This is a genomic window from Pseudomonas sp. 30_B, assembly GCF_017491605.1.
GTDB lineage: Bacteria > Pseudomonadota > Gammaproteobacteria > Pseudomonadales > Pseudomonadaceae > Pseudomonas.
The window spans coordinates 1-246 of sequence record NZ_JAFGYY010000472.1 but is presented as its reverse complement, the minus strand read 5'-3'; the positions used below and the strand labels follow the sequence as shown (position 1 = coordinate 246).

Genomic DNA, 246 nt, shown 5'->3' with positions numbered 1-246 from the left:
GCTCTCCGCCGTCGGCGTGCCCGACGCCAAGGAGAAGCTGCTGCAGGGCTGGGCGCCGACTTCCGGCGGACCGACCTTCAAGGTGCACCTGGACGGCTACGACCAGCTCGCCTACCTCTCCGGCAAGTCCAACGAGAGTGCGCGCAAGGAGTTCTATTACTTCAACGACGAGGCCGAGTTGGTGGGCATGCGCTTCAACGACTGGAAAATCGTCTGGTGCGAACAGCGCGCACCGGGTGGCCTGAA

General features: G+C 64.2%; 1 pseudogene. It reads left to right on the top strand.

Annotated features, from left to right (window positions below):
* Positions 1-246, top strand: a pseudogene (locus J5M67_RS29150) (arylsulfatase); the annotation flags it as partial.